20 protein-coding genes are annotated in these 22,612 nt (G+C 73.0%); 14 read left to right on the top strand and 6 right to left on the bottom strand.

What is annotated here, in order from left to right; all coding sequences use genetic code 11:
* The first annotated feature begins 720 nt into the window (after positions 1-720).
* The gene (locus SYYSPA8_RS35985) at positions 721-1,524 is read left to right on the top strand and encodes a hypothetical protein (RefSeq protein WP_323451677.1); all 804 of its coding nucleotides are present in this window, start codon (positions 721-723) and stop codon (positions 1,522-1,524) included.
* Positions 1,525-1,681: 157 nt separating this feature from the next.
* Positions 1,682-1,870 (top strand): hypothetical protein, encoded by a 189-nt coding sequence (locus SYYSPA8_RS38440; protein WP_407706158.1) that lies wholly within the window; start codon positions 1,682-1,684, stop codon positions 1,868-1,870.
* On the opposite strand, the gene SYYSPA8_RS35975 is transcribed toward SYYSPA8_RS38440, so the two are convergent.
* Positions 1,845-2,342 carry a nucleotidyltransferase domain-containing protein gene (locus SYYSPA8_RS35975; RefSeq protein ID WP_323451676.1) on the bottom strand — a complete coding sequence of 166 codons (498 nt, stop codon included), beginning with the start codon at positions 2,340-2,342 and terminating at the stop codon, positions 1,845-1,847. The two genes, SYYSPA8_RS38440 and SYYSPA8_RS35975, sit on opposite strands and share 26 nt — an antisense overlap.
* A 190-nt stretch (positions 2,343-2,532) precedes the next feature.
* Here SYYSPA8_RS35975 and SYYSPA8_RS35970 point away from each other — a divergent pair, with 190 nt between their 5' ends.
* The 4 genes from SYYSPA8_RS35970 to SYYSPA8_RS35955 all read left to right on the top strand — a co-directional run bounded on the left by SYYSPA8_RS35970 (position 2,533) and on the right by SYYSPA8_RS35955 (position 4,660).
* The gene (locus SYYSPA8_RS35970; protein ID WP_323451675.1) at positions 2,533-2,904 is read left to right on the top strand and encodes a VOC family protein; all 372 of its coding nucleotides are present in this window, start codon (positions 2,533-2,535) and stop codon (positions 2,902-2,904) included.
* A 105-nt stretch (positions 2,905-3,009) separates the two neighbouring features.
* A complete protein-coding gene (locus SYYSPA8_RS35965) occupies positions 3,010-3,579 on the top strand; it encodes a helix-turn-helix domain-containing protein (protein ID WP_323451674.1) in 570 nt (189 codons plus the stop codon).
* Positions 3,580-3,603: 24 nt separating this feature from the next.
* Positions 3,604-4,200, top strand: a complete 597-nt coding sequence (locus tag SYYSPA8_RS35960; RefSeq protein WP_323451673.1) for a hypothetical protein — start codon at positions 3,604-3,606, stop codon at positions 4,198-4,200.
* A gap of 109 nt (positions 4,201-4,309) precedes the next feature.
* Positions 4,310-4,660 carry a DUF2516 family protein gene (locus tag SYYSPA8_RS35955; RefSeq protein ID WP_323451739.1) on the top strand — a complete coding sequence of 117 codons (351 nt, stop codon included), beginning with the start codon at positions 4,310-4,312 and terminating at the stop codon, positions 4,658-4,660.
* 171 nt (positions 4,661-4,831) lie between these two features.
* Here SYYSPA8_RS35955 and SYYSPA8_RS35950 read toward each other — a convergent pair whose 3' ends face one another.
* The 3 genes from SYYSPA8_RS35950 to SYYSPA8_RS35940 all read right to left on the bottom strand — a co-directional run bounded on the left by SYYSPA8_RS35950 (position 4,832) and on the right by SYYSPA8_RS35940 (position 9,071).
* On the bottom strand, positions 4,832-6,076 hold the full coding sequence (locus SYYSPA8_RS35950) for a PP2C family protein-serine/threonine phosphatase (RefSeq protein WP_323451672.1): 1,245 nt from the start codon (positions 6,074-6,076) through the stop codon (positions 4,832-4,834).
* 743 nt (positions 6,077-6,819) lie between these two features.
* Positions 6,820-8,058, bottom strand: a complete 1,239-nt coding sequence (locus SYYSPA8_RS35945; RefSeq protein WP_323451671.1) for a C40 family peptidase — start codon at positions 8,056-8,058, stop codon at positions 6,820-6,822.
* Positions 8,059-8,282: 224 nt separating this feature from the next.
* Positions 8,283-9,071: a class I SAM-dependent methyltransferase gene (locus tag SYYSPA8_RS35940; RefSeq protein WP_323451670.1), complete on the bottom strand. Its 789-nt coding sequence runs from the start codon at positions 9,069-9,071 to the stop codon at positions 8,283-8,285.
* A 384-nt stretch (positions 9,072-9,455) separates the two neighbouring features.
* Between SYYSPA8_RS35940 and mshA the strand changes: the two genes are divergently transcribed.
* From mshA to SYYSPA8_RS35915, 5 genes are all read left to right on the top strand, one after another.
* Entirely contained in the window at positions 9,456-10,802 is a 1,347-nt protein-coding gene (gene mshA, locus SYYSPA8_RS35935) for a D-inositol-3-phosphate glycosyltransferase (protein ID WP_323451669.1), read from the top strand.
* Positions 10,795-11,370 (top strand): type III secretion system chaperone family protein, encoded by a 576-nt coding sequence (locus SYYSPA8_RS35930; protein WP_323451668.1) that lies wholly within the window; start codon positions 10,795-10,797, stop codon positions 11,368-11,370. The genes mshA and SYYSPA8_RS35930 overlap by 8 nt, the downstream gene beginning before the upstream one ends.
* Positions 11,371-11,546: 176 nt before the next feature.
* On the top strand, positions 11,547-13,223 hold the full coding sequence (locus SYYSPA8_RS35925) for a glycosyl hydrolase family 28-related protein (RefSeq protein WP_323451667.1): 1,677 nt from the start codon (positions 11,547-11,549) through the stop codon (positions 13,221-13,223).
* Between the two features lie 257 nt (positions 13,224-13,480).
* A complete protein-coding gene (locus SYYSPA8_RS35920; RefSeq protein ID WP_323451666.1) occupies positions 13,481-15,142 on the top strand; it encodes an MFS transporter in 1,662 nt (553 codons plus the stop codon).
* A gap of 302 nt (positions 15,143-15,444) precedes the next feature.
* On the top strand, positions 15,445-16,473 hold the full coding sequence (locus SYYSPA8_RS35915; protein WP_323451665.1) for a trypsin-like serine peptidase: 1,029 nt from the start codon (positions 15,445-15,447) through the stop codon (positions 16,471-16,473).
* Between the two features lie 98 nt (positions 16,474-16,571).
* Here the strand turns inward: SYYSPA8_RS35915 and SYYSPA8_RS35910 are convergent, their stop codons facing one another.
* Positions 16,572-17,903, bottom strand: a complete 1,332-nt coding sequence (locus tag SYYSPA8_RS35910) for an MDR family MFS transporter (RefSeq protein WP_323451664.1) — start codon at positions 17,901-17,903, stop codon at positions 16,572-16,574.
* A 220-nt stretch (positions 17,904-18,123) separates the two neighbouring features.
* On the opposite strand from SYYSPA8_RS35910, the gene SYYSPA8_RS35905 reads away from it, so the two are divergent.
* A complete protein-coding gene (locus tag SYYSPA8_RS35905) occupies positions 18,124-18,882 on the top strand; it encodes a phosphoglyceromutase (protein ID WP_323451663.1) in 759 nt (252 codons plus the stop codon).
* A gap of 426 nt (positions 18,883-19,308) precedes the next feature.
* On the opposite strand, the gene phoU is transcribed toward SYYSPA8_RS35905, so the two are convergent.
* Positions 19,309-19,986 carry a phosphate signaling complex protein PhoU gene (phoU, locus tag SYYSPA8_RS35900; protein WP_323451662.1) on the bottom strand — a complete coding sequence of 226 codons (678 nt, stop codon included), beginning with the start codon at positions 19,984-19,986 and terminating at the stop codon, positions 19,309-19,311.
* A 197-nt stretch (positions 19,987-20,183) separates the two neighbouring features.
* On the opposite strand from phoU, the gene SYYSPA8_RS35895 reads away from it, so the two are divergent.
* Entirely contained in the window at positions 20,184-21,593 is a 1,410-nt protein-coding gene (locus tag SYYSPA8_RS35895; RefSeq protein ID WP_323451661.1) for a sensor histidine kinase, read from the top strand.
* Positions 21,590-22,270 (top strand): response regulator transcription factor, encoded by a 681-nt coding sequence (locus SYYSPA8_RS35890; protein ID WP_323451660.1) that lies wholly within the window; start codon positions 21,590-21,592, stop codon positions 22,268-22,270. Before SYYSPA8_RS35895 ends, SYYSPA8_RS35890 begins: the two co-directional genes overlap by 4 nt.
* Positions 22,271-22,612 lie beyond the last annotated feature (342 nt).

Genomic DNA, 22,612 nt, shown 5'->3' with positions numbered 1-22,612 from the left:
CTCAGCCGTTATCACCCTTCCAACAGGCCCTTCGCGCCACATGGGACCCGGTGATGGCCCCTCGCACCAGCGTCCGACGGCCTCCGGAGGGGGCGACTCCGACGCCCTTCGTGCTCTCGTGTGCAACGACCTGGAGGCCGGATTCCCTGCTGGCGGGCGGCTGCGCCGGGCCGCCCGGTCGCGACACGCCCGGCGCGTGACGGCGGGTCAACGAGGAGTCAAGAGTGGGTCAAGGAGGGCCAAGGGCGGGAGAGGGGGAGTCGTACGGCAGTGGGCCGGCGCGTGGGACGGATCGGTGCGAATCATGGGGTACGGGGCAACTCGCCGCACCCGTGCCGCTCGCCGCCGCCGCATGTGACGGCGTGTCGCCCTGGTGCGCCCGCCACCGGGTGATCGGGAATGGCTAAAAATCGACGTTTGGCGTGGAGTTGCCGTATCACTGGGTTCGCCGCCGGTGTCGTGTGCCCCGCTTCCGCCCCATCCGCCGGGCTCGCCGGGCCCCATCACGCGGTGATCGGCCCACTCGGGTGATCACCGCGTGATCACCACGTGAGGGAGACCGGCCGGGCCGCTTCACCCATGACGTTCTCGGAATCCGGTACAACCATCTGTCGTCGTCCCCTGTCTGGATGTAAGAGTCGGGCGACTCGACAAGCCCGCCGGGCCCGCGGACCGGGTGCGGACCACCGCACCCGCCGACCCTTCGACACTGGGATGTACATGCGCTCTCGTGTATCGGCCGCCGTTCTGACCGGCGCCCTGGCTCTGGCCGCGCTCGCCGTTCCCGGGGCGCAGGCCGACACCCACCCGGGCGCGCCCCGCCCGGCGAGCGCGTCCGCCCAGCTGCCGAAGGCCTGGGACGTGGTGGTCAACGGAGGCAAGCCGGTCGTGCTCGGGACCACCGCCCCGAAGAAGGTCACCGTCACCTTCAAGGCGTCCCACCCCGACGGTGTCTTCGACGCCGCCGCCGAACTCTGGCACGGCAGGTCCTGGGACGAGCAGGACGTGTCCATCCCGTCCGACGGGTCGTCCGCGTCCTGCACGTCCGGAGCCACGGCCACCTGCCGCGCGACCTTCAGCGTCGACCCGGCCCGGTACATGGACCACAACGGCATCGCCGGCGACCGCTGGAAGGCCGGCCTGTCGGTCGTCGCCAACGGCGGGAAGATCCTCAACCGCCCCGAGGCCAAGGGCTTCGCCATCCAGCGCGCCTCCCGCCTCACCGTCAACGCCGCGCCCGAGCCGGTCCGGGCCGGTGCCGCCATCACCGTCACCGGCGCCTTGACCCGCGCCGACTGGGAGGCGTACAAGTACTCGGGCTACTCCGGACAGCCGGTGAAGCTCCAGTTCCGCAAGGCCGGGACGGACTCGTACACCACCCTCACGTCGGTGCGGAGCGACCGCGCCGGCAAGCTGACGACCACGGTGAAGGCCGTGACCGACGGCTACTTCCGATACAGCTTCGTGGGGACCACGTCCACCACGGGGGTGAACGCGACGGGCGACTTCGTCGACGTTCGCTGAAACTCCCCGGGCCACGGCCCCTGAGCGCGCGGGGGCGTCCAGGGACCGTGGCCCGGGGTTTCTCTTCTTCGGTGACCGGGCGCGCTGCGGCGGCGCCGGTCGTCAGGGCTCCGGTGATTCGGTTGACGCGGCTTACGCGGCTTACGCGGTTTATCCGGTGCGCAGCCGGAACAGCGCCCCCGACGCCCCCACCGGCACCGTGAGGATCCCCGCGCACCACGCCGGCGCCACCCACGGCGCCGAGCCGACGGACACCGACTTCCGGTTCGGCCTCGAACGGATCCTGGACGGGGTGGAGTCGCCGGCCCTGCGGCGCCCCGCTAGCGGTGACTCTCCGGCACGGTGAAGCCGTACGCCGCCGCGAGGGCCCGCACGTCGGCGCGGTCCTTCTCCCGGGGCGGGTAGGCGGTCTTGAAGGCGAACATCCACTCGGGCGCCACGCACGACACCTCCCGCCCGGCGAGGACGCCGGTGCCGGTGAGGGAGCCCCAGGGGTACTCGACGCCGTACACGATCACGCCGTGCTCGTCGTAGGCGTAGACGTGTACGTCGACCGGATCGGCGGAGGCGCCCCGGCCGTCGGTGAGGACGAAGCTCCAGTCCGTCGTATCGCGGTCGGTGCGCACCTCGTACCCCCAGCGCGCGAACAGCTCCCGGAGCCGGCCGGCGTGCGCGCGGTCCACGGCGATGTCGAGGTCGGGGTGGTCGCGCGTCTGCCCGCCGAGCAGCGCGTCGACGCACCAGCCGCCGTCGATCCGGACGGGGACGCCCTCGGCGGCGAGGGCGTCGTACAGCCTCAGAACGTCGGCGGCTTCCATCCGGGCAGCGTAGGCGTAGGAGTGGCGGCCTGGCGCCGTCACCCGGGGCCGGTGGCGGGCCGCTTCGGTCCTGGCCCCGCGACCGGAGACCCGCCCCCCGGCCGGTCATCACGGCAGGTGGGCGACTCCCGTGGGCGGCTGCGTCTAGGGTGCGCATCGCGAAGATCCGTCCAGGCGAACCGGAGGTTCCATGTCCCCACTGCTGAAGTTGAGCGCGATCAACCTGGACTGCCCCGACCCGCTGGCCCTGGCGGCGTTCTACCAGCAGGCCACCGGCCTCGAACCGCACCCGGAGTCGGACGCCGACTTCGCCGGTCTCACCGGCGAGCACGGACTCTTCATCGGATTCCAGCGGGTCGACGACCACCGCGCCCCGAGCTGGCCCGACCAGACCGTCCCCCAGCAGCTCCATATCTGCTTCGACACCGATGAGGACTTGGACGAGGCCGAGGCCCGGCTGCTGGAACTGGGCGCGGGCAAGCCGGAACACCAGCCGCAGGCGGACCGGTGGCGGGTCCTCACCGATCCGGCCGGGCATCCCTTCTGCATCCTCAGGAGCTGACCGGGAAGCCGCCGGGGGTCGGGGCGGGCGGGTGCGTACGTGGCATGGCGCACTTTTGCAAGCGAGTGCTTGCAATAGTTAGCGGGGCTGGGCATCATCGAGGGCATGGCATCACTCAACGTCGGCAATCTCGGTGAGTACCTGCGGGAGCAGCGGCGCACGGCCCAGCTCTCGTTGCGGCAGCTCGCCGACGCCGCCGGGGTGTCCAATCCGTATCTGAGCCAGATCGAGCGCGGGCTGCGCAAGCCGAGCGCGGAGGTGCTCCAGCAGGTCGCCAAGGCGCTGCGGATCTCCGCCGAGACGCTGTACGTGCGGGCCGGGATCCTCGACGAGCGGGACCGGGACGAGCTGGAGACGCGCGCCGTCATCATCGCCGACCCCTCGCTCAGCGAGCGGCAGAAGGCCGTACTGCTCCAGATCTACGAGTCCTTCCGCAAGGAGAACGCCGCCGAGGCGGCGGCCGGCGCGGAGGGGTCCGGCGAGGCGGGATCCGGGCACATAGCGGGCGCCGGAGCGGACTTCCGCGACTCCGGCGACTCCGGCGACTCTCCCGGCACCCGTGGTTCCTTCGAGAAGGCGGACACGGGTACCGATACCGACACCGACACGGACACCACGGCGAGCGGGCCCCGCACCGCGGGCGGCCCCGGCGACGCCGGCGCACCCTCACACTGACCAGCGTTCCCAGGAGGACCACCCATGGCCATCACCGATGACCTCCGCAAGACGTTCACCGACCCGACCCCCCTCTACTTCGCCGCCGGTACGGCCGACCTCGCGGTCCAGCAGGCCCGGAAGGTGCCCGCGCTCATCGAGCAGCTGGCCGCCGAGGCGCCCGGCCGCTTCGAGGCCGTCCGCAACGCCGACCCCAAGGCCGTCCAGGAGAAGGTGACCGTCCAGGCCAAGGAGGCCCAGGCCACCGTCCAGGCCAAGGTCACCGAGGTGATCGGCGGCTTCGACACCGATCTGAAGAAGATCGGCGAGACCGCCCAGGACCTCGCGCTCCGCGGGGTGGGCGTCGCCGCCGAGTACGCCGTCAAGGCCCGGGAGACGTACGAGAAGGTCGCCGAGCACGGCGAGCAGACCGTGCGGGCCTGGCGCGGGGAGGCGGCCGAGGAGATCACCGAGATCGCCGTCGCCGTCGAGCCCGAGGCGCGGGAGCCGAAGGCCGCCGCGAACCCGGGCCGCGCCCGGCAGCCCAGGGCCGCCGCCGACGGTGCCGCCAAGCCGGCCGCCCGAAGGGCCGCCGCCCGCAAGCCGGCCGCGAAGAAGACCGCTCCGCCCGCACAGCAGTAGCGTGGGAAGTACGGGGGCCGGGCAGCTTTCGCAGTGCCCGGTCCGTTGCCCAGGTAACGTGGCTGGGCGGATCGCTCCCCTCACCCACAATGTCTAGGCGGTGCTGACGATGCTGCATCTGGAATTCCAGAACAGCCTGATGCTGATCCTTTCGCTGATCTTCCTCGTCACCTCGGTGACGGCGTTCGTCATGGCGCTCCTCACCCGCGAGGACGCCTTCCGCGCCGCCGACAAGCAGACCAAGCCCTTCTGGCTGATCGTCCTGGGCGTCGCGGTCGTGGTGAATCTGCTGCTCAACATGTTGATCCTGTCCCTGGCCGGGCTGGTCGCCGCCATCGTCTTCTTCGTCGACGTGCGGCCCGCGCTCGCCCGGGTCGGCGGCCGTGGACGCGGTGGGCGTGGCGGGCGCGGCGGATCCAGCAGCGACGGCCCCTATGGCCCGTACAACGGCGGACGGTAGAACCACCGCGCCGCCGGGGGCCGGGGGCAGGGCGCCGCAGAGCGCGGGGCGGCGGGACGGGCGGACGGGTCGACGGGCGGGATTTTTCGGCGATGGCGGCGATGCCGGCGTGGCCGGCGCGGTGCCGGGGCACGCGGCCACGCGGGCCCGGCAGGATCCGCCGGGCAGACCCTAGCCGCGGCTCAGCAGCAGGACCGCCAGGTCGTCGGTCAGCTCCCCGCCGTTCAGCGCCCGCACCCCGGCCACCGCGGAGTCCAGCAGCGCTTCCCCGGCCAGCCCCGCCGCCACCTGCTCATTGACCACGGCGAGCATGCCCTCGTCACCCAGCCGGCCCCGCTCGCCCGGCCCCGAGCGGCCCTCGATCAGACCGTCGGTGTAGAGCATCAGGCTCCACGCGTCGCCCAGCTCCACCTGGTGGCGCGGCCAGCGGACGCACGGCAGCAGCCCCAGCGCCGGGCCGGTCTCGTACGGCAGCAGCCGGGCGGGGCCGCCGTCCCGGGTGAGCAACGGGGAGGGGTGGCCCGCGAGACACAGTTCGGCCCGGTCGCCCTCCGGCGTGATGTCGACCGTGCAGAGCGTCGCGAAGATCTCCTCGCTCTCCCGCTCGTGCTCCAGCACCCGCTGGAGCGTCGACAGCAGTTCGTCCCCGCAGAGCCCCGCGAAGGTCAGGGCCCGCCAGGCTATGCGCAGCTCGACACCGAGCGCCGCCTCGTCCGGGCCATGGCCGCAGACATCGCCGATCACGGCGTGAACCGTCCCGTCGGGGGTGCGGACCGTGTCGTAGAAGTCCCCGCCGAGCAGCGCCCGCGAGCGGCCCGGACGGTAGCGGGCCGCGAACCGCAGCGGGGAGCCCTGGAGCAGCGGCGTGGGCAGCAGACCGCGCTCCAGCCGGGCGTTCTCCTGGGCCCTGAGCCGGGACTCGGCCAGCTTCCGCTGGGCGGTGTCGGCGCGCTTGCGCTCCACCGCGTACCGCACGGTGCGGCGGACCAGCCGGCCGTCCAGCTCGTCGCGGAACAGGTGGTCCTGCGCGCCGAGCCGTACCGCCTCGGCGGCCCGCTCGGCGTCGTCCGACGTGGTGAGGGCGAGGACCGCCTGCCGGTCCGCGAGGCGCAGCACCCGTTGGAGCGGGTCGAGTCCTTCGCCCTCGCCGCCGCCCGTGAGCGCCAGGTCGACCAGGACGCAGTGGACGTCGTCCGTGAGCAGCCGCTCGGCCTCGGTGAGGTTGCGCGCGCTGCGGACCCGGACCCGGGAGCCGGGCGAGTTCAGCAGCTCCGGCACGGCGAAGGTGCCGGCCGGGTCGTCCTCGATCACCAGCAGCGTCAGATCGCCGGTGCCCTGCCCGCCGGTGACGGTCTCCACGGCGGCCTCCACGGCAGCAGCGCTCCGCTGGAGCGGTACGGATACGGGTCCGGGCATGGGTGACGGGTCCTTCCCTCCCCCCGGGGCGCGGCGAGGCGACGATCGACGCCTCGCCCGTCGGGGACCTTAGCGGTAGGCCCGGCCGCAGGGGAACGAGAAGCGGTACCGGAGAGGCGATATGCCGGGCATCGGCAGGCACTTGACGCCCTCGCCATGACGAACATCACGCCTCCGGGACGCTGTGCGGTCGCCCCGGCATCTTCCGTGATGCCCCGGCGAGGTCCCGCGCCCCGCCCCGGCCCACCGTGGCATCCCCCCGTGTCCTTCCACCCCGCTACCGTCCCGTGGGCCGCCTGCCGCTCCCGGCCCGGGGCGTGTCGTATGGATCGTGCCGGGCTCGCGCGCCCCGGTGCTGCACTCCCCCTGGGCCTGGCGGCCCGGCCGGGGGTGCCCCCGGCGAGCCAGGGGAGTCACCACATCCTCCGGCCGTGCGATCCTTCCCCTCGGCCCTGGGGCCTGGGGAGACCCCACCCCCTCGGCCGCTGGGGGCCTGGGCAGACCCCACTCCTCGGCCGCCGGCCGGCTCCGGGGAGATCCCATGGACCAGACCCCGCTCCCTGGATCCAGCCCGATCCACAAGACCCGCCCGCGCGGCTTCGCGAGCCCGTCCCTCCGGCACCCCGGCCCGCACCCCGGTCCCGGCGCCCCGGCCCGGCCTCCGCCCCGGCACCCGGCCCGCAGGCCCCGTCAGGCCTGCGCGGGCTCCGGCCCGGCGCCCCCGGACGTACCCGGCCCGACGGCTACGCGTCCGGGCGGACCACTCCGAGGATCTTCATCGAACCCGCCCCCGCCACGGTGACCGTGCGGCCCGGCCTGGGCGAGTGCACGATCCGGCCGTCGCCTATGTAGATCCCGACATGGCTCGCGTCGGCGTTGTAGACGATCAGATCGCCCGGCCGCAGCTCCTCGACCCCCACCCGGGTCAGCCGCCGCCACTGGTCCTGCGAGGTGCGCGGTATGGTCACGCCCCCGGCCGCCCACGCCTGCGACGTCAGCCCGGAGCAGTCGAACCGGTCGGGGCCCTCGTCGCCCCAGCCGTACGGCTTGCCCAGCTGCGCCTTGGCGAACGCGACCGCCTTCGTGCCCTGCTCGCCGGAGCCCTCGCCCGAGTCCGGACCGTCCGGGCCCGTACCGCCCGTACCTCCTGACGTGGACGGCCGGTCCCCGCCGCCCCCGTCCCCGCCGTCGCTGCCGCCAGTGCCGCCGGTTCCGTCGTTCAGCCGGGTGGTCCGCAGCCACTCGGCCTGTGCCCGCGCGGCCGCCTCCCGCTCCAGGGCCAGCAGCCGCTCGCGCTCCTCCTTCGCCAGCCGGCCCTCCAGCCGGCGGGCCTCCTCGACCCTCGCGTTGATCTCCTGCTTGGCCTTCTCCCGGGCCCGCCGGTCGGCCTCCAGCCTCCGCCACTCGGCGCTCGCGTCCCGGGTGTACGTCTCCAGCTCGGACTGGGCGCGGTCCAGCTCGGTCAGCAGGTCCCCGGTCGCCTTCAGGCTCTGGCGGAACCGGTCGGCGCCGTCCAGGAACATGCCGGGGTCGTCGGCGAGCAGCAGCTGGGCGCTGGAGGGCAGGCCCCCGCCCCGGTACTGCTCGCGCGCGGCCGCCCCCGCCTGTGCCTGGAGCCGGTCGATCCGCGCCCGGCCCCGGTCGATCGCCTCCGTCAGGCGGGCCATCTCCGCCGACTGCCGCTCGGTCCGCTCCTCGGCGCGGTTGTACGCGTCCGTCGCGGACACCGCCCGGTCGTACAGCTCCGCTATCTCCAGCCGCACCCGCTCCAGGGACGACGGCGACGACGGCGAGGTCTCCGGCGGGAGTCCCGGCGGTCCGGGCGGCCCCGGCGGCTCGGGGGCTCTGGGCGCTCCCTGCGGCAGAAGGGCCGAGGCGCCCGGTCCGGCGGGCGGGGCGGCGAGCGCCGTGCCGGGCGCGGCGAGCACGGCCAGGGCGCAGACCACCGTGAGCGCCGCAGTGGCGCAGCGGCGTCGGATCACGACTCGACTCCCCCTCCAGGACCGTGCGGGCTCCGGGGAGCACCGCACGCCAGCCGATCAGCCAGCTGATTTACCGTCAGTAACTTACGAGTGCTGCCGCGATGGTGCCACGGCCTCCTCCGAAGCGACAGGGGCCGTGTGGCCACCGCCTCCATCCGCCCTGACGAACGGATCCGTCCCCGCGTTCCCCGAACGGCCGGTCGAGCCGGGATTCCCCGCCGGATTCACCCGTGTGAGGGAGCGAGCGCCGACCACTCCACGGTCACTTCGCCCTGCCGCCACCGCCGGTGGTCGTCGGCCAGCGGCCAGTCCGTCCCCAGGTCGCGCACGGCCCTGATCCAGCGCTGCCGGGCGCTCAGCGGGGCGTACGGAGCCGCCGCCGCCCACGCCCGGTCGAAGTCGCGCAGGAAGGCGTGGACCGGCTCGCCCGGCACATTGCGGTGGATCAGCGCCTTGGGCAGGCGTTCCGCCAGATCGGACGGCCGGTCCAGGGAGCCGAGCCGGGTCGCGAAGGTGACCGTGCGCGGGCCCCCGGGCCCCAGCGCCACCCACACGTGCCGCCGCCCGATCTCGTCGCAGGTGCCCTCGACCAGCAGCCCGTCCGGCGCCAGCCGCCCGCACAGCAGCCGCCAGACGGCGGCGACCTCGTCCTCGTCGTACTGCCGCAGCACGTTCGCCGCGCGGATCAGCAGCGGCCGCTCCGGCAGCGGGATCTCGAAGCCGCCGTGCCGGAAGCTGAGCCCTTCGCGCTCGTACGGCCGGGCCGCCTCGACCCGCTCGGGGGCGATCTCGATCCCGACCACCGCGCAGCGCGGATCGGCGGTCCGCAGCCGCCGCAGCAGCTCCAGAGTGGTCCAGGGAGCCGCCCCGTACCCCAGGTCGACGGCGAGCGGACGGTCGCCGCGGCGCAGCGCCGGACCGTGGACGGCGGCGATCCAGCGGTCCATCCGGCGCAGCCGATTGGGGTTGGTCGTCCCGCGCGTGGGGGTGCCGACGGGGCGGGAGCGGGTCATGTGTACGAGCCTATGCGCCCCGGACCTGGGCCTGTGCGCCCGTACGCCCCCGCGGACACGCCCCCGATCCGCCCCGATCCGCCCGCCCTCTCCCGTGCCCGCACCCGTGCGCCCGTCCCTCCCGTCACACACCCCCGAACACCGGCCCCGAAGCCGAAGGCCCCCGACCCCGCCCGGCCCCTCATCCCCTCCTTCGGTAACAATTGGGCAAAGTGCCCCACCCCGGGGAAGGGAACCCGGACCTCCGCCGTTGTCTGCCGTGGAGAACGGGCCCGGCGCCGGTGCGGCATGCCCCGAGCCCGCCACCGCCTTGCCCGCCCTGCCCGACCCGCCCACCCGTCCGGCACCCGGCCCCGCCCGGCCGGATCGAGGAGGAACGCCGACGTGAGCCATTACGGCCAGTACGTCTCCCGTCTCGGCACCGGCTTCCGCACGCCCCGTATCTCCTTCCCCGGAGCACCCCGCAGACCACGCCGGATAGCGATGCTCAGCGTCCACACCTCGCCGCTGCACCAGCCCGGCACCGGCGACGCGGGCGGCATGAACGTGTACGTCGTCGAGTCGGCCCGGCGCCTCGCCGCCCTCGGCATCGAGGTGGAGATCTTCACCCGCGCGACCGCCGGCGGACTGCCCCCCACCGTGGAACTCGCCCCCGGCGTCCTCGTCCGCCATGTCGACGCCGGCCCCTACGAGGGCCTGGCCAAGGAGGACCTTCCCGGCCAGCTCTGCGCCTTTACCCACGGGGTGATGCGCGCCTGGGCCCGGCACCGCCCCGACCACTACGACCTGGTCCACTCCCACTACTGGCTCTCCGGCCACGTCGGCTGGCTCGCGGCCGAACGCTGGGGCGTCCCCCTCGTCCACGCCATGCACACCATGGCCAAGGTCAAGAACGCGGCGCTCGCCGAGGGCGACACCCCCGAGCCCCCCTCCCGGGTCATCGGCGAGACCCAGATCGTGGGCGCGTCCGACCGGCTGATCGCGAACACCGCCGAGGAGGCCGCCGAACTGGTCTCCTTCTACGACGCCGACCCGGCGAAGGTCGCCGTCGTCCACCCCGGGGTCAACCTCGACCGCTTCCGCCCCGCGGACGGCCGCGCCGCCGCCCGCGCCCGCCTCGGCGTCCCCCAGGACGCTTTCGTGCCACTCTTCGCCGGCCGGATACAGCCGCTGAAGGCCCCCGACATCCTGCTGTACGCGGTGGCCCGGTTGCTGGAGCGCCACCCGGAGCTGCGTCCCCGGCTCCATGTGCCCATCGTCGGCGGCCCCAGCGGCAGCGGGCTCGCCCGCCCCGAGGGACTCCAGAAACTGGCCGCCCGGCTGGGAATCGCGGATGTCGTCCACTTCCACCCGCCGGTGCGCCAGGAGGCGCTGGCGGACTGGTTCCGGGCGGCCTCCGCCCTGGTCATGCCCTCGCACAGCGAGTCCTTCGGCCTGGTCGCCGTGGAGTGCCAGGCCGTCGGCACCCCGGTGGTCGCGGCCGGCGTCGGCGGTCTGCCGGTCGCGGTGCGCGACGGCGAGAGCGGCATCCTCATCGACGGGCACGACCCCGACGACTACGCCGACGCGCTGCACCGGCTGCTCGCCGACCCCGCGCTGGCCGACCGGATGGGGGCCGCGGCCGCCCGGCACGCCGCGACCTTCGGCTGGGACCGTGCCGCCGAGGCGACCGCCGCCGTCTACACGGCGGCCCTCCAGGAACACCGCCGGGTACGCTCGCACCATGGCTGACGACGCACAGCGGGACGCGCCTCCTCCGGGCAGGGCCATCGCCACCGCCACCGGCAGCGACGGAGTGCAGGCGGTCATCGAGCACACCCTGACCGACGCCGAACTCGTCTGGGAGAGCCCCGAGCCCGGCGCGTACGTCGTCACCCTCCCCGGCACCCGCAAGCTGGCCACCACCTGCTCCCTGCGCGTCGGCCGGCACTCGCTCTCCCTCAACGCCTTCGTCATCCGCCACCCCGACGCGAACGAACCCGCCGTGCACCGCTGGCTGCTGGAGCGGAACCTGAAGCTGTACGGGGTGAGCTACGCGATCGACCACCTCGGCGACATCTACCTCACCGGCCGGCTCCCGCTCGCCGTGGTCACCCCCGAGGAGCTGGACCGGCTGCTCGGCTCGGTCCTCGAAGCGTCCGACGGCGTCTTCAACACCCTGCTGGAGCTGGGGTTCGCGGACGCGATCCGCCGGGAATACGCCTGGCGGCTCTCGCGCGGCGAGTCCACCCGTAACCTCGACGCGTTCACGCATCTGACCAAGCGGCAGCCCGAGCCGCAGCAGACGCCCGACGCCTGAACCCGCTCGTACCGGCCCTCCGCCACCCGCCGTACGACCCCTTCCCGCATGCCCGCCACCCATGGCATGCTCACACCACGCACCGACGCACATATGAACATCGTTCATATCCATGAAAATGGACGTGCGGTCCCCAGGAGAGCAGCAGCCAGGAGAGCGCGGAAGGCGGGCCCGGGATGGAGAACGTTCGGCGCACCCTCAGCAGACGCACCCTGATCGGCAGCGCCACCGCCGTCGCGGCGGCCTGGGTCACGGGGACCCCGCCGGCCGCGGCGGCCCCACCGGGCCGGGCCGGTGCCGAGCCGCCCGTCGCCGCGCTCTGGGAGGAGTACCGGCGCACCCCGTACACGCATCCGCAGATCCCGTACGTCGGACGGGCGGGCAGCCGCAGCCTCCGCCGCCGGCACCGGGCGCGCACGGTGAGCGCGCTCGACCACGGGGCGGTCCCCGGCGGGGCCGTCGACTGCGCCCCCGCGATCAACCGGGCCCTCGCGGCCGTGGGCCGGCGCGGCGGCGGCACGGTCACCCTCCCGCCGGGCACCTTCCGCGTCGACGACGTCATCCGGATCGGCCACAGCGGCGTCGTCCTGCGGGGCGCGGGCAGCGGCCGCACCACCCTGTACGCGACCCGCCATCTGACCGAGCTGATCGGCCCGTACGGCAGCCGGTACGGCGGCGACAAGTCCTCCTGGTCCTGGGCGGGCGGGCTGATCTGGCTCTGCCCCCAGGGCCGCTGGACCTCGCTGACCGACGCGATCAGGGCCCGGGACTGGCCGTTCGAGGGCTGGACCGGCAACCGGCGCGACGAGTGGCGCACCCTCACCGCCGTGCGGCAGGCCCGGCGCGGCGACTGGACCGTCACCGTGGCCGACCCCGGGGCCCTGCGCCCGGGGCGGCTGGTGCTGCTGCGGATCGCCGACGACGACCGGCACACCCTGCTCCAGCACATGGCGGGCGGTGGCCCCGGCCCCGAGGCGTACCAGTGGGCCGACAAGACCAAACTGACCAGTTATGTGCCGTACGAATGGCCGGTACGCGTGGTCGCGGTGAAGGGCGCCCGGGTCACGCTGGAACGCCCGCTGCCGCTGGACCTGCGGCCCGAGTGGGACTCCCGGCTCGTCACCCCCGTCGACCCGCTCACCGACGCGGGCGTCGAAGGGCTGACCCTGGAGGCCGTCGAGACCCCGCAGGCGCCGCACCTCCTCGACCGGGGCTACAACGGCGTCACCTTCCAGTGCGCGTACGACTGCTGGGCCGACGACATCACCGTCCGCCACGCCGACAACTCCTTCGGCCTGGTCGCGGCCTCCGCCTGCACGCTGAGCCGGACCCGGGTCGAGGGCCGGGGCAGCCACCACCCGTACTTCTGCCGGGAGGGCGCGCACGACAACCTGGTCGAGGACTTCACCATCGCCCGCGCCACCGTCCCCTTCCCGGCCGGCACCCAGCTCCACGGCATCAACGTGGAAGGGCTCTCCAGCCACAACGTCTGGTCGCGGGGGGTGATGGAGATGGGCACCTTCGACACCCACCGGGGCATGCCGTTCGCCAATGTGCGCACCGGGATCACCGTCCACAACGACGGCCGGCACGGGGGCGACGCCACCGCCGGACCGCTGTACGGGGCCCGCTTCACCCATTGGAACGTCACCGTCACCAACGGGCGGGCCGGGCTGGTGCGCATCGACGGGGTGGCCCCCTGGAGCGCGACCGTGGCGATCTCCACGGTGCGGGAGTTCGACCAGGTCGACCGGCCGGACTTCACCGGCCCGCTCAACGCGCGGCTGGAGGCGTACGGAGCGCCCGGCGGGGTCCTGCCGTTCAATCTGCACCAGGCGCAACGGGCCTTCTGACCGACCAGGGCCGACCAGGGACCGGCCAGGACCGGCCAGGCGCGGAGTGGCTCGTTCATGACCAGGACCAGCCATGCGCGAGGTGGCTCGTTCACGACCTGGACGGGCTGTGCGCGAGGTGGCTGGTTCACGACCCCGGCGGGCCGTACGCAGGGTCGCCCGTTCGGCGGCGTCCCCCTTCCGCTTCTTCTCCTCGCCGGGTGTGCTCCGGGTGTGCGCCGGCACCCGCCGAGGTGAAGAATCCCACTATGAGTCATATGTCGGGTCAGTCGGGTCAGGTGGGCCCCGAGCCGGGCCGGGACCCCGCGCCCACCCCCGGGAAGCGGGCCCCGGCGCCCGGACCGGCCGGTGCCGCCGCCGGGACCAACCGGACGCTGGCGCTCGCCGCCATGATGTTCGCGGTGGCGATGACCTTCATCGACCAGACGATCGTCGCCATCGCCGCCCCCGACATCACCGACGAACTCGGCCTCACCACCTCCGGTATCCGCTGGGTGGTCAACGCCTATCTGCTCGCCCTCGCGGCCTGCTTCGCCCTCGGCGGCCGGCTCGCCGACATCTTCGGCCACCGCCGGATCACCCTCATCGGGACGCTGATCTTCGTCGTCGCCTCGGTGCTCTGCGGCTGTGTCCCCGCCGGAGACCTCGCCCAGGCATGGATGATCGTCTTCCGGGCGGTCCAAGGCGTCGGCGCCGCCCTCCTCTTCCCCGCCGCGCTCGCCGTGGTCACCGCCGTCTTCCCGGTACGCCGCCGGGGCCGCGCGCTCGCCCTCTTCTTCGGCCTCTCGGGCGCCCTCACCGCCATCGGCCCGCTGATCGGCGGCGTGCTCACCGCCTGGACCTGGCGGGCCATCTTCTGGGTCAACGTCCCGGTCGCCCTGATCGCGGTCGTCCTGACGGTGCTCGCCCGCATCCCCGACACCGGCCGCCGCGAACGCCTCGACATCCCCGGCGCAGCGCTGGCCGCCCTCGGCATGGGGCTGAGCGTCCTCGGCCTCCAGCAGGCCGCCGAGTGGGGCTGGGCCTCCGCCGCCACCTGGGGCTGCATCCTCGCCGGCGCGGCCCTGCTCGTGTTCTTCTGCTGGTACGAACTCCATGTCCCCGACCAGCCGCTGATCAAGCTGCGGGTCTTCCGGGACCGGGCCTTCGCCGTCGACACGGCGGTGCTCTTCTTCGCGATGCTCGCGTTCGTCCCGCTCTTCTTCTTCGCCTCCGTGTACGCGCAGGTCTCGCTCGGCAAGTCCCCGGACGAGGCCGCGCTCTACCTCCTCTACTTCTTCCTCGGCTTCGTGCTCGCCTCCCAGGCCGGCGGCCGGATGCTGGACAAGCGCGGCGCCCGCCCGCCGCTCGTCGCCGGGTCCGTGCTCGCCGCCGCCGGATTCGCCCTCTGGGCGGCGCGGCTGACGGATCTGTCCATCGGGGCGCAGTGGCCGTACGTGGTCCTCTCCGGCGCGGGCATCGGGCTGCTGCTCGCCCCGGCGTCGACGGACTCGGTGAACCGCGCGATCGACGCCTCGTACGGGGAGGTCACCGGCATCACCCAGACCGTGCGCAACTACGCGGCGGCGGTGGGGCTCGCGGTGTACGGGACCGTGCTCAGCCGGATCACCGTCGACCGGGTCACCGGGACGCTGGAGGAGCGGGGCGTGCCCGATGCCGTGGCCGGGGAGGCGGCCCGGGGCATCGCGCAGGCGGTCGCGGGCCACGGCGGCGGCCGGGGGCCCGTCGCGGGGGAGGGCCCGGTGGGGTCGGCGCTGCGGGGCGCGGGGGACGCGATCCGGCGGGATTTCGCCGAGGCGAATCAGTGGGTGCTCTACGGGATGGCGCTCGCGCTGGTGGCCGCGTTCCTCTGCGCGCTCGCCCACCCGGGGACCCGGGTGACGGAGGCCGGTTCCGGCCCCACACCGACGGACGGCTGAAAGTAGCTGATCCCCAACTACCCGGAATCAGACATTCGGATCGGTGTACGGGCCGGTCGTCCTCCGCCGGCAGGGCGTCCGCCCCGGCGGCGGTTTCAGCGCCCCGCACAGGCCAATGCCGTCCGACCAGCGCCAGGCGCCGATTCCTTCAGCTCTGGCGCATACCCGACCCGGGAACACCCGCGCTCTTTACGGCCGTACGCATCCGGTGGACGATCGGTCGCCGACGGGATCCCGTCGTGACGACCAGTGCGACCGAACCCTCTCCTTCCCTCGGCCCTCCGGCCGGAAAGGTGTGCCCTGTGCGCCAGTTACGCCGTACCGCCCTGCTCTCCCTCGCCAGTCTCGCAAGCCTCGCCCTGATCGTCGGATCGGGCGGGGCTTCCGTCGCCCAGCCGACGGGAGGGGCCCGGCCGGGTGGGGCGGACACGGTCGCCTCGGCCGCCCGGCTCTCCGACGGCACGGGCGTCGCCTCCCGCAAGGAGACCGACCGGCTGGAGAGGTACTGGACCCCGGAGCGGATGGCGAACGCGATCCCCGCCGACCTCCGCGGCCCCGCCGCCCGGCTCGCCGGGGACCCGGCCTGGCAGCCGGGCCCCACGGGACGGCCGGGCACCACGCCCGCCGCGGCGCCCGCACGGCGCGACGGCCGGGCGGCCCCCCGGGTCAACGAGTCCGCCGCCGTGGGGAAGGTGTACTTCCGCAATCCCGTCAATGGCCTCGACTACATGTGCTCCGCCGCCGCCATCAACAGCCCGTCCAAGCAGATGGTCACCACCGCCGGGCACTGCGTGAACACGGGCGGCGTGAACGGCGCCGCCGGCCAGTGGATGCAGAACTGGGTCTACATACCCCGCTACCGCTCCGGCGCCCGCCCCTTCGGCACCTACGCGGCCCTGCAGTACCGCGCCTTCACCAGCTGGGTGACGCACAGCGACTTCACCCGGGACGCCGCCATGGTGACCACCTTGCCGCTGAACGGGACGAAGGTCGTCAACGCCACCGGCGGCCACGGACTGAGCTGGAACTTCAGCCGCAACCAGCCCATGGCCGTCATGGGCTACCCCGGCAACCGGGACTCCGGCGAACTCCAGTGGATCTGTCAGGGGACCACCCGGCAGTACGGGTTCTTCGACCCGCGCATCGAGCTTCAGTGCGACTTCGGCGGCGGCTCCAGCGGTGGCCCCTGGCTGCGCGAGTTCAACGCCGCCAACGGGCTCGGCTCGCAGAACGGCGTGATGAGCACCATCGGCGGCGGTGGCTGGAACCAGAGCCCGTACTTCGACGACGCGGTCAAGGCGATGTTCGACGCCCAGGGCAGCGTCACCTGACCTGTCCGGAACCCGCCCGTCTGAAATCCGCGCCCGTCTGAAATCCGCGCTCGTCCGGAACCTGCCTGTCTGGAACCTGCCTGTCCCGAACCCGCCCGTCAGGATCCGGTACGGCTGGATTCGGTACGGGCGGATTCGGCCCGGGGCCGCCGCGGGGCCTCCGTGGCGGCGGACCCCCTGTCGGACCCCTTGTCGTTCCCCTTGCCGGCCCCGCCGGCCACCACGCTCGCGGGCAGATTCCGCATCAGCGCCCAGTACCCGGCACCGGCGACCGTGCCCAGTACCGCGCACAGGGCCCACAGCCACGCCTGACCCCAGGCGTCGATCATGAATCCGGCGCCCAGCGGCGCGACCAGGGTGGCCACCGACCAGGACAGCGAGTACACGCCCTGGTAGCGCCCCCGGCCGTGCACCGGCGACAGCCGCACCACCAGACCGGTCTGCGTCGGCGCGTTGACGATCTCCGCCAGCGTCCAGACGGCCACGGTCACCGCGTAGAAGGCGACCGACCCGGCGAACGCGGAGAGCCCGAAGCCGTACCCCGCGAGCAGCGACGAGACGATCAGCAGCCGGCGCGGGTCGCGGTGCTCGATGAAGCGCGTGACGGGGATCTGGAGCACCACGACGAGCACTCCGTTGAGCGCCATCACCAGACCGAAGTCCGAGGTCGACAGCCCGTCGTCGCCCATCGCCAGCGGCAGGCCTACATGGCCCTGCATGAAGATCAGCGCGATCAGGAACGACAGCCCGACGACGCCCATGAACCGCCCGTCGCGCAGCACGGTCAGCAGACCGGGCTCCGGTTCGACCACGCCGCTCGCCGACAGCTCGCGCTCCGGCCGGGACTCCGGCACCTTCACATAGACGAAGATCGCGCAGATCAGGGTCATCAGGGCCTCGCCGAGGAAGCCCGCGAGATAGCTGTACTCGGCGATGAAGCCGGCCGCCACGGCGGAGATCGCGAAGCCGAGGTTGATCGCCCAGTAGTTCAGGGAGAAGGCCCGCACCCGGTCCTCGGGCGGCACGATGTCCGCCAGCATCGCCTGGACGGCGGGGCGGGAGGCGTTCGTCGCCATGCCCACCACGAAGGCGACCGCCGCGATCGCCACCGGGTGGTGCACAAAGCCGAGCACGGCCACCGAGAACGCGGTCGACGTCTGCGCGATCAGCAGCGTGGGCCGCCGCCCGAGCCGGTCGGCCATCACCCCGCCGCCGAGCGACGCGACGACCCCGCCGAGCCCGTAGAGGGAGACGACCAGACCCGCGTAGGCGGCGGAGTGGCCCTGGTCGGCCGTGAGGTACAGCACCAAAAACGTCGCGACGAAGCCGCCGAGCCGGTTCACCAGCGTGCTGGTCCACAGCCACCAGAACTCACGGGGAAGCCCCGACACGCTCTCTCTCACCGCGCGGCGCAGAGCGGCAGCGGACATGCGATCCCCCCAGGACGTTCACCGGACTGTGCGAGCTCCGGACTGTGTAAGTGGTGCAAGCAGTATCGGCACCTTACGTAGATCACCTTCCGGAACGCCACTGGATTGACGCACTCCGTCAACCGACCGGGAACGGGAACCGGAACCGCAACCGGCACGGAGCGGCACGGCACGGGACCGCGAACCGCGTGCCCGACCCTGTTCGATTAGGCTCTGAACCATGGCCGACGCACCGTACAAGCTGATCCTCCTCCGCCACGGCGAGAGCGAATGGAACGCGAAGAACCTGTTCACCGGCTGGGTGGACGTCAACCTCACCGAGAAGGGCGAGAAGGAGGCGGTCCGCGGCGGTGAGCTGCTGAAGGACGCCGGCCTGCTCCCCGATGTCCTGCACACCTCGCTCCAGAAGCGCGCCATCCGCACCGCCCAGCTCGCGCTGGAGTCGGCGGACCGCCACTGGATCCCCGTCCACCGCTCCTGGCGGCTGAACGAGCGCCACTACGGCGCCCTCCAGGGCAAGGACAAGGCCCAGACGCTGGCCGAGTTCGGCGAGGAGCAGTTCATGCTCTGGCGCCGCTCCTACGACACCCCGCCGCCGCCGCTGGCCGACGGCACGGAGTTCTCCCAGAGCGACGACGCCCGCTACTCCGACATCCCGCCGGAGCTGCGCCCGCGCACCGAGTGCCTGAAGGACGTCGGCGTCCGGATGCTCCCGTACTGGTACGACGGCATCGTCCCGGACCTGCTGGCCGGCCGGACCGTCCTGGTCGCCGCCCACGGCAACAGCCTGCGCGCGCTGGTCAAGCACCTCGACGGCGTCTCCGACGAGGCCATCGCCGGTCTGAACATCCCCACCGGCATCCCGCTCTCCTACGAGCTGGACGCCGACTTCAAGCCGCTCACCCCGGGCGGCACCTACCTGGACCCGGACGCGGCCGCCGCCGCGATCGAGGCGGTCAAGAACCAGGGCAAGAAGTAGCACCCGGAACTGCCGAGGGCCCCTGTCCGTGCCGGATGATCCGGCCGGTCAGGGGCCCTTTCGTACGAGATCGCGCACGGTCGGAGTCGGAATCGGCGCCGCCGCCGGCACGGGTGCCGACCGCGGTCCGTTCGGGCCGGGTGTCAGCCGCAGCCGCCGCCGCACTGGCACGAGCCGCCGGACTGGCAGCCGCAGGAGCAGCCGGGGCCGCACTGGCAGCTGGAGATCGGGGCGAGGCCCGGTGGGGTCTCACTACGGGATACGGATGCGCTGGATTCGGCCATGGGTCCCTCCTCAGGAGCGTATGAGCCATGACGGAGCGGACGGCGGGTGCTTCGGAAGGCCGCCCCTGGCCATTGGACGCCCGGCGCGGCAGGCGCATCAACAGCGCGCGGAGGCATGTGGCCACTTTCCGGTTTGCCGTGGCTATGCGCCCTCCTCCGGGGTGCTCGGCTGGATCTCGTTCGCGTGCTCCCCCGTCACCAGGTACACCACGCGCTTCGCCACCGACACCGCGTGATCGGCGAAGCGCTCGTAGTAACGGCCCAGCAGAGTGACATCCACGGCCGTCTCGATGCCGTGCTTCCAGCGGTCGTCCATCAGATGCTGGAAGAGGGTGCGGTGCAGCAGATCCATCTCGTCGTCGTCGGTCTCCAGCTGGAGCGCGAGATCGACATCCTTGGTGACGATGACCTCGGCGGACTTCGCCATCAGCCGCTGGGCCAGCTGGCCCATCTCCAGAATGGTCGCCTGGAGGTCCCTCGGCACCGGCGAGTGCGGGAAGCGCAGCCGGGCCAGCTTCGCCACATGCTGGGCGAGGTCGCCGGAGCGCTCCAGGTCGGCGCTCATCCGCAGCGAGGTGACCACGATCCGCAGATCCGTCGCCACGGGCTGCTGCCGGGCCAGCAGGGCGATGGCCCGCGCCTCCAGGTCGTGCTGAAGGTCATCGACCTTCTGATCTGCCGCAATGACGCTTTCGGCCAACTTCAGATCCGCGTCGAGCATGGCCGTGGTGGCGCGCCCTATCGCCGACCCGACCAGTCGGGCCATCTCGACCAGGCCCTCGCCGATCGAGTCCAGTTCCTCGTGGTACGCGTCCCGCATCGACTTCCCTTTCGACAGGTGAACGGGTGTCCGGATGGTTCTCGGACCCCACGCTCCCACGGTGGATCCGCAACGCGACCGGGGCCTCCCGGCCAAATGAACCGGCCCCGTCCCCGCGGTGAACTCTGGGCGACGACTCTCCGTGGCGATCCCCGATCGGCTGTGAGCATGTCCGTGGCCCCGCATAACCTGGATGCATGGACGTGAACGCGGCGGTCGCCGCAGTGGCGGCGATCGCCGGTCTCCTGACCGGTGTCATCGCCATGCTGGCGTTCCGCTGGAGCGAACGGGAGCAGCGCAGGCCCAGCCGGACCTCGCTGCACACCGACGCCGTACTGCCGCCGGGCGTCGACACCGTCCTGTCCGTACTGCGCTCCTCCGCCGTCGTGCTGGACGAGAGCGACTCCGTCGTCAAGGCCAGCTCCGCGGCGTACGCCCTGGGGCTGGTGCGTGGCGGAAAACTGACGGTCGACGCGATGCTTCAGATGGCCAGGGACACCCGCCGGGACGGCGAGATACGCCAGGTCGAACTGGATCTTCCGCGCCGGGGCACCGGCCGGGGCGAGGCGCTCGCCGTCTCCGCCCGGGTCGCGCCCCTCGGCTCCCGGCTCGTGCTGCTGCTCGTCGAGGACCTCACCGAGGCCCGGCGGATCGAAGCGGTCCGCCGCGACTTCGTCGCCAACGTCAGCCATGAGCTGAAGACCCCGGTCGGCGCGCTCTCGCTGCTCTCGGAGGCGGTCATGGACGCCGCCGACGACCCGGAGGCGGTCACCCGCTTCGCCGGGCGGATGCAGATCGAGGCCACCCGGCTCACCAATCTCGTCCAGGAGCTGATCGACCTCTCCCGGGTGCAGAACGACGACCCGCTGGAGGACGCCGAGCCGGTCCGGGTCGACGAGCTGGTGGCCGAGGCCATCGACCGCTCCCGGCACCCCGCCTCCACCAAGCAGATCACCATGGTCAGCGGGGGCACCTCCGGGCTGCACATCTGGGGCAACCGCGGCAAGCTGGCCGCCGCCCTGGGCAACCTCGTGGAGAACGCGGTGAACTACTCCCCGGCCCGCACCCGGGTCGGCATCTCCGCCCGCCGGGTCCCCGGCCCGGGGAACGGCTCCGCCGGCTTCATCGAGATCGCCGTCACCGACCAGGGCATCGGGATATCCGAGAAGGACCGCGAGCGGATCTTCGAACGGTTCTACCGCGTCGACCCCGCCCGCTCCCGCGCCACCGGCGGCACGGGACTGGGGCTCGCCATCGTCAAACACGTGGCAGCCTCCCACGGCGGCGAGGTCACCGTGTGGAGCACCGAGGGCCAGGGCTCGACCTTCACCCTCAGGCTTCCCGAAGCGCGCGCGGCCCGGGACCGCGCGACGGGGGAGCGGGACGCACACCCCGCCCCCGACAGACCCGCCGGCCCCGCCGCATCCGCCTCCGGCCCGGACTCCGCCCCCGACCCGGCCCCCGGGCCGGAGGCGTACCCCGCCCCGGCCCCCACCCCGGCGGCCGTCGCCCCCGGGGCCGGCACCCGCTGGCCCCGCCCCGGCGGCGGCCGGCACCAGACCACCGAAACCGAAACCGACATCCCTGCCCCGGAGGTCCTTCCGTGACCCGAGTGCTCGTCGTCGAGGATGAGGAATCCTTCAGCGACGCCCTGTCCTACATGCTCCGCAAGGAAGGTTTCGAGGTCGCGGTGGCGGCCACGGGCCCCGAGGGGCTCGACGAGTTCGAGCGCAACGGCGCCGACCTCGTACTGCTCGACCTGATGCTGCCCGGACTGCCGGGGACCGAGGTCTGCCGCCAGCTGCGCGGCCGCTCCAACGTCCCCGTGATCATGGTGACCGCCAAGGACAGCGAGATCGACAAGGTCGTCGGCCTGGAGATAGGGGCCGACGACTATGTCACCAAACCCTTCTCCTCGCGGGAACTGGTCGCCCGCATCCGCGCGGTCCTGCGCCGCCGCGGCGAACCGGAAGAGGTCACCCCGGCGGCCCTGGAGGCGGGCCCGGTCCGGATGGACGTGGACCGCCACGTCGTCACCGTCTCCGGCGTGAAGGTCGACCTCCCGCTGAAGGAGTTCGACCTCCTGGAGATGCTGCTGCGGAACGCGGGCCGGGTGCTCACCCGGATGCAGCTCATCGACCGGGTGTGGGGCGCGGACTACGTCGGCGACACCAAGACCCTCGACGTCCACGTCAAACGGCTGCGGGCGAAGATCGAGCCGGACCCGGGAGCGCCGAGGTATCTGGTGACGGTCCGAGGCCTGGGCTACAAGTTCGAACCGTAGGCCCGCCCCCACCCGGCCCGCGTCGATGCGGGGTCCCGCGCCTGTACGGGTTCGGCCTTGCGCTGCGGGGCCCGCGTCGATGAGTGCGGGTTGCGCTCGTCCGGGGCCTCGGCTGTCCGGCCCGTGTCGGTACGGGTCCCGCACCCGCGCGAGTCCGGCTTCGCGCTGCCGGACCCGTGTCGGTACGGGGTCCCGCACCTGTCTTTCCCCCCGCCCGGGGGTACCGGCTGCCCTTTGCGTGGTCCGTGGGTGGGGGTGCAGGGTCGCCCCCGCAGGGGATCGGCGGAGGCCGACCCGCACTGAACCTGGTGAGTACGCTCGCCGACCCCGAGGAGGTGAGCC

The organism is Streptomyces yaizuensis (genome assembly GCF_034961445.1).
GTDB lineage: Bacteria > Actinomycetota > Actinomycetes > Streptomycetales > Streptomycetaceae > Streptomyces > Streptomyces yaizuensis.
The sequence above is the reverse complement of the archived record's forward strand: the minus strand, read 5'-3'. Positions and strand labels throughout refer to the sequence as shown.

Excerpts from the sequence above, each read along its gene's own strand:
- SYYSPA8_RS35950 (WP_323451672.1), bottom strand. The coding sequence starts at position 6,076 with ATGCCCGGACCCGTATCCGTACCGCTCCAGCGGAGCGCTGCTGCCGTG.
- SYYSPA8_RS35920 (WP_323451666.1), top strand. The coding sequence starts at position 13,481 with ATGTCGGGTCAGTCGGGTCAGGTGGGCCCCGAGCCGGGCCGGGACCCC.
- SYYSPA8_RS35985 (WP_323451677.1), top strand. The coding sequence starts at position 721 with ATGCGCTCTCGTGTATCGGCCGCCGTTCTGACCGGCGCCCTGGCTCTG.
- SYYSPA8_RS35905 (WP_323451663.1), top strand. The coding sequence starts at position 18,124 with ATGGCCGACGCACCGTACAAGCTGATCCTCCTCCGCCACGGCGAGAGC.
- SYYSPA8_RS35940 (WP_323451670.1), bottom strand. The coding sequence starts at position 9,071 with ATGACCCGCTCCCGCCCCGTCGGCACCCCCACGCGCGGGACGACCAAC.
- SYYSPA8_RS35975 (WP_323451676.1), bottom strand. The coding sequence starts at position 2,342 with ATGGAAGCCGCCGACGTTCTGAGGCTGTACGACGCCCTCGCCGCCGAG.
- SYYSPA8_RS35970 (WP_323451675.1), top strand. The coding sequence starts at position 2,533 with ATGTCCCCACTGCTGAAGTTGAGCGCGATCAACCTGGACTGCCCCGAC.
- SYYSPA8_RS35955 (WP_323451739.1), top strand. The coding sequence starts at position 4,310 with ATGCTGCATCTGGAATTCCAGAACAGCCTGATGCTGATCCTTTCGCTG.
- SYYSPA8_RS35895 (WP_323451661.1), top strand. The coding sequence starts at position 20,184 with ATGGACGTGAACGCGGCGGTCGCCGCAGTGGCGGCGATCGCCGGTCTC.
- SYYSPA8_RS35930 (WP_323451668.1), top strand. The coding sequence starts at position 10,795 with ATGGCTGACGACGCACAGCGGGACGCGCCTCCTCCGGGCAGGGCCATC.
- SYYSPA8_RS35965 (WP_323451674.1), top strand. The coding sequence starts at position 3,010 with ATGGCATCACTCAACGTCGGCAATCTCGGTGAGTACCTGCGGGAGCAG.
- SYYSPA8_RS35925 (WP_323451667.1), top strand. The coding sequence starts at position 11,547 with ATGGAGAACGTTCGGCGCACCCTCAGCAGACGCACCCTGATCGGCAGC.
- SYYSPA8_RS35960 (WP_323451673.1), top strand. The coding sequence starts at position 3,604 with ATGGCCATCACCGATGACCTCCGCAAGACGTTCACCGACCCGACCCCC.
- SYYSPA8_RS35910 (WP_323451664.1), bottom strand. The coding sequence starts at position 17,903 with ATGTCCGCTGCCGCTCTGCGCCGCGCGGTGAGAGAGAGCGTGTCGGGG.
- phoU (WP_323451662.1), bottom strand. The coding sequence starts at position 19,986 with ATGCGGGACGCGTACCACGAGGAACTGGACTCGATCGGCGAGGGCCTG.